Below are 4,860 nucleotides of genomic sequence, written 5' to 3'. Positions count from 1 at the left end.
GTTGGTTCGCTATGGCCCACCCCACCCCTCCAACCCCACCCGACGACCTCGAGGTGCTGCGGCGGTTGTTGCTCCAGCCCGAACAGCAGGCCCTGCAGGAGTTGCGAAACCCCGCGATGTGGGAGGAACAGGTCTCTCAGGCCCTGCCGAGTGCCTTAATTCGGCGCACCAGAACCGATAAATCGGTACAGTACGCACTCAACCCGATTCTGGAAGAAACCTTCGTGCGGCTGGTGCGGCGCAACCCCAGGCTGCTGATTGAAATCCTGTTCCCCATCTTGCTGCCGACCATTCGCCGGGCGGTGGCCAGCCTGTTTGCCTCCCTGACCCAAAGCCTCAACCAGACCCTCGACCAGGCCTTCAGCGTCCAGGGCCTGCGCTGGCGGCTCGAGGCCCTTTCTACCGGGAAAACCTTCGCCGAGGTGGTGCTTTCGCACACCCTGCTCTACCGGGTGGAACAGGTGTTGCTGATCCAGCGGGACAGTGGGCTTTTGCTGGCCCACCAAGCAGCCCCTGGCACCAGTGTCCAGGATGGTGCTCTGGTATCGGGAATGCTCACGGCCATCGGTGATTTTGTGCGGGATGCGTTTGATCCGGGCGCGGGGCTCAATACGGTGAATTTTGGTGACAGGGTGCTGGTAGTGGAACAGAGTGCCCAGGCCATCCTGGCAGCCGTGGTGCGCGGCGCCCCGCCCAAGGAGTTACAGGGGCGGTTGCAGGACACACTTTCGGAAATTCACACCCGTTTTGCCGAGGAGTTGCGGCGCTATTCCGGTGATAACAAGATTTTTACCGATGCCCATCCCATGCTGGAAGCCCTGCTGGAAACCCAGTACAAGCGCCCCGAGAGCCGTCGCCCCTATGCGGTTCTGCTGATGGTGGGCGTTTTGCTGGTAGGGCTGGGCTGGTGGGGGTGGAACAATTTCCAGACCGAGCGGGCCTGGAATACATATCTCGACCGCCTCTCCAACACCCCTGGCATCGTCGTAACCGATGCACCCCGGCGCTACCTGGTGCGGGGCTTGCGCGACCCCCTGGCAGCCAGCCCCGAGGGACTGCTGGACGGTCTTCCCCTTCGTCCCGAGCAGCTTCGGGCTATCTGGCAGCCCTATCACTCCCTCGAGCCCGAAATCGTGCTCAGGCGGGTACAGCAACAACTAGGAACCCCCAGCACAGTACAGCTGGTCTGGCGCGATGGGGTGCTGGTAGCCTCGGGAAGCAGCACCTGGGCCTGGCTCAGCCGCCTGCGCAACCTGGCCCCCCTGCTAGGGGTACAACACCTCGAGACCAGCCAGCTTAGACTGGAACCCCAGAGCCGGTAGTCCGTCGGAAGCAGGGGCTGGCCCCTGCACCGGCCCGGTCGTGGACTCGACGGTAATAAGCGCACCTCCCCCGCTCAAAGCGACCTCTTGCGCTCGGGGCATCTCCAACCTTAGACTGCACCCATATTTGCAGCAACCAGTGGGCCGATATCTCAACATCTGGGTTCTATCAAAAAGGGGTGGGGGGCTTATTTGTGATTCAGAAAAAAATCTGCATGCTGGGGGCATTCGCGGTAGGGAAAACCAGCCTGGTTGCACGGTATGTGCACGGTATTTTTTCGGAAAAGTACCAGACCACCCTGGGCGTCAAAATTGACAAGAAGGTCGTCGAAGTGGGCAACCAGGAAGTAAGTCTGGTGCTGTGGGATCTCTATGGCGAAGACCAGTTTCAGCGGGTGCAATCGTTTTACCTGCGCGGTAGTTCTGGCTACTTGCTGGTGGCCGATGGCACCCGTGCCGAGACCCTGGAGGTTGCCCTGAGCATTCAGCAGCGCACCCAGGAGGTGCTGGGATCGGTTCCCTTCATCCTGATGCTCAACAAACGCGACCTTCCCTGGCAGGTTAGTGAGGCCGAAGTGAACAAGCTTCGTGCCAGGGGGTGGGATATTCACTACACCAGCGCCAGAACCGGTGAGGGGGTTGAGGAGAGCTTTACGGCCCTTGCCAAGCAAATGCTGCAACAGTCTTGAGGAGCCGTCTTCGGATGGCTGCCGCACAAAGTGCAGCGGTTGGTCAACCCGTCCCCCTGAACTCGAGGGCATCTCGACCGGAGTGGGGAACTGCTTCTGGTGCGTAGACCACGGCCAGATCTGGGGAGGCAAACTGCGGTAGAGCCTCCGAGCGCACCCGCACAAAAACAACGCAGCACGGGAACCGCGCACACCCCTCAGGGTTGGCGGGCCAGCAGCAAATACACCACCACAATCACCATCAACCACAGCCACCAGCGATTGCCAAAACGGCCCAGGAAGGGACGGCGTTCGGGCAGGGGCAGTGGGGCAGATGAACCCGGCACCATGGAGCGAGGAGGGCGGGCCACGGGCCGCATCTGTAAGCGTTGGCCCCGCTTGATATGGTAAACCGATTTGTCAATCTGGCCTTTTTTGCGGTAGGCCGCCCCCAGGTTGTGATGCGCCAGGGCATACTCGGGATTCAGCTTCAGCACCCCTTCGTACATGCGAATGGCCTCGTCGGTCTGGCCCGCCTCGAGGGTCAAATTGGCCAGGTTGGTTCTGACCCGGTAGTGGCCGGGATCGGCCAGCAGGGCCGTATCAAAGGCTTGCCTGGCCCCCTCTCGATTGCCACTGCGAATGTGCACCAGCCCCAGCGCCGCCCAGGCCTCTGCACCCAGGTGGGGGTCGTCGAGGTAGGCAGTAATTTTGCTCTCATCCTCCAGATCAAAGGCCTCGATAGCCGCCCTGGCTTCGGACACATCCAGGTAGCCTGCAATCAAATCGCCATCCTGTTCTAGGAGCTTCTGAGCCTTTCCGTACTCCTTCAGCCGCAGCCAGTCGCGCAGCTCCAGCAGCACCGCCAACCCATCGGCATTCCCGTCTTCCCCGGTCAGAATGCGGCTTCGGGCTTCCTCGTAGCGCCCCAAACGGATTACCTGCTCAAGTTTTTCCATCGTTCCGGTTTAACAGCCTATTGTATCGGGGCTGGCATGAAAAGAGCACCTGGCTGAAATGGCACAGCAGCAGGAAGGACTCGAGGCCCGGGTGCGGCGGGAACCAAAAACGCTATGCGGCAAACCCGGCCCAGACCCATGTGGTCTGGTAACAGTGAAATCGGTATGCCCTGCAGGCCCCGAAGCAAGCCGCTCGAGAGCAAATCCCGCAGTAAGACGGGCGGAACTCCTACCGGAAATCAGGTACTGGAGCCCGCGTCGCTTCAAGCCAGCCGGTACGAATGACACCAAAGGGCATTGGTAAGATACAAACGCTATGGCAGACAACACGCGGGCCTGGATGGAAGAATTGTTGGCAGAAATGGAAGAACGGCGCAAACTTATCGAAGCAGGCGGTGGGCCGGAACGGATCAAGAAGCAGCACGAGGCAGGCAAAATGACCGCCCGTGAACGCATTCAATACTTGCTCGACCAGGATACCTTTGTCGAACTGCAACCCTTTGCCGAACACCCCGAAACCGAGCTGATGCACGGTGTGCTAGCACCTGCCGACGGGGTCATTGCGGGCTATGGCCAGGTGGGGGGGCGCACGGCTTTTGTCTTTAGCCAGGACTTTACAGTGCTGGGCGGCAGCCTGGGCAAAACCCACGGGCAGAAGATCGCTCGAGTGATGGATATGGCGGTCAAGGTCGGTGCTCCTGTGATCGGTTTAAATGACTCGGCGGGGGCCCGTATCCAGGAGGGTGTGGACAGCCTTTCGGGCTATGGCGAGGTGTTCTATCGCAATGCGGTCTACTCGGGGGTGGTGCCGCAAATCTCGGCGATTCTGGGGCCCTGCGCGGGTGGAGCCGTGTACAGCCCGGCCATTACCGACTTTGTATTGATGAGCAAAGGCAACAGCTACATGTTCATCACAGGGCCGGAGGTTATCAAGAGTGTGACCCGCGAGGAAGTCACCTTCGAGCAACTGGGCGGCTCGGAAGTCCACACGGCCAAATCGGGCGTGGCCCACCTCGAGTGCGACGGCGATCAGGGCGTGCTCGACACCATCAAGCGCCTGTTGACCTATCTGCCGCAAAATGCCAGGGAAAAACCACCCATTTTCGAGAACCACGACCCCAAGAACCGCAAAACCCCCGAACTCCTGGATCTGGTGCACCCCGACCCCCGCCGCCCCTACAACATGCACCAGGTCATCGAGACCATCGTGGACGAGGGCAGGTTCCTGGAACTACACCCCAGCTTTGCCAGGAACATCCTGGTGGGCTTTGCACACCTGGGTGGGATGTCGGTGGGCATTGTGGCCAATAACCCGCGCTACATGGCTGGTGCGCTGGATATCAATGCCTCCGACAAGGCGGCCCGCTTTATTCGCACCTGCGATGGCTTTAACATTCCAGTCCTGACCCTCGTAGATGTGACCGGCTTCCTCCCCGGCGTGGCCCAGGAGCACCAGGGCATCATCCGCCACGGGGCCAAGATGCTCTATGCCTACGCCGAAGCCACCGTCCCCAAGATCACCCTGATTACCCGCAAGAGCTATGGCGGTGCGTATCTGGCCATGAACTCCCGCGACATGGGCGCAGATGTGGTGCTGGCCTGGCCTACCTCGGCGGTGGCGGTGATGGGCGCGGAAGGGGCGGCCAACATCATCTACCGCAAGGAAATCCAGTCCTCTCCCGACCCTGCCACCACCCGCCAGGCCAAGATCGCCGAGTACAAAAAAGCCTTCGACAACCCCTACGTGGCGGCTGGACGGGGCTACATTGACGATGTAATTGACCCCGCCGAGACCCGGCGACTACTGATCCAGCACCTCGAGATGCTCTCCACCAATCAAGAAGAGCTGCCCTACAAGAAGCATGGGAACATTCCGCTGTAGATCGTTCCGCAGGCTGAACCGTCGGCTCT

4 protein-coding genes are annotated in these 4,860 nt (G+C 60.6%); 3 read left to right on the top strand and 1 reads right to left on the bottom strand.

The features are described from left to right. Together Q0288_RS05635 and Q0288_RS05630 are read left to right on the top strand one after the other, a co-directional pair. On the top strand, positions 1–1,322 hold a 1,322-nt coding region (locus Q0288_RS05635), incomplete at its 5' end, for a hypothetical protein (protein ID WP_299428447.1). A gap of 194 nt (positions 1,323–1,516) precedes the next feature. Beyond that, positions 1,517–2,011, top strand: coding sequence for a Rab family GTPase (locus Q0288_RS05630; RefSeq protein ID WP_299428444.1), 495 nt, complete (start codon positions 1,517–1,519; stop codon positions 2,009–2,011). Positions 2,012–2,208: 197 nt separating this feature from the next. Here the strand turns inward: Q0288_RS05630 and Q0288_RS05625 are convergent, their stop codons facing one another. Continuing rightward, positions 2,209–2,949, bottom strand: coding sequence for a tetratricopeptide repeat protein (locus Q0288_RS05625; RefSeq protein WP_299428441.1), 741 nt, complete (start codon positions 2,947–2,949; stop codon positions 2,209–2,211). Between the two features lie 316 nt (positions 2,950–3,265). Here Q0288_RS05625 and Q0288_RS05620 point away from each other — a divergent pair, with 316 nt between their 5' ends. Next, entirely contained in the window at positions 3,266–4,831 is a 1,566-nt protein-coding gene (locus Q0288_RS05620) for an acyl-CoA carboxylase subunit beta (protein ID WP_299428438.1), read from the top strand. Positions 4,832–4,860 lie beyond the last annotated feature (29 nt).

The sequence above is a fragment of the uncultured Meiothermus sp. genome, assembly GCF_937863175.1.
In the GTDB taxonomy this organism is placed as follows: Bacteria; Deinococcota; Deinococci; order Deinococcales; family Thermaceae; genus Meiothermus.
Note: the sequence above shows the minus strand (reverse complement) of the source record. Positions and strands in the feature narration are given on the sequence as shown.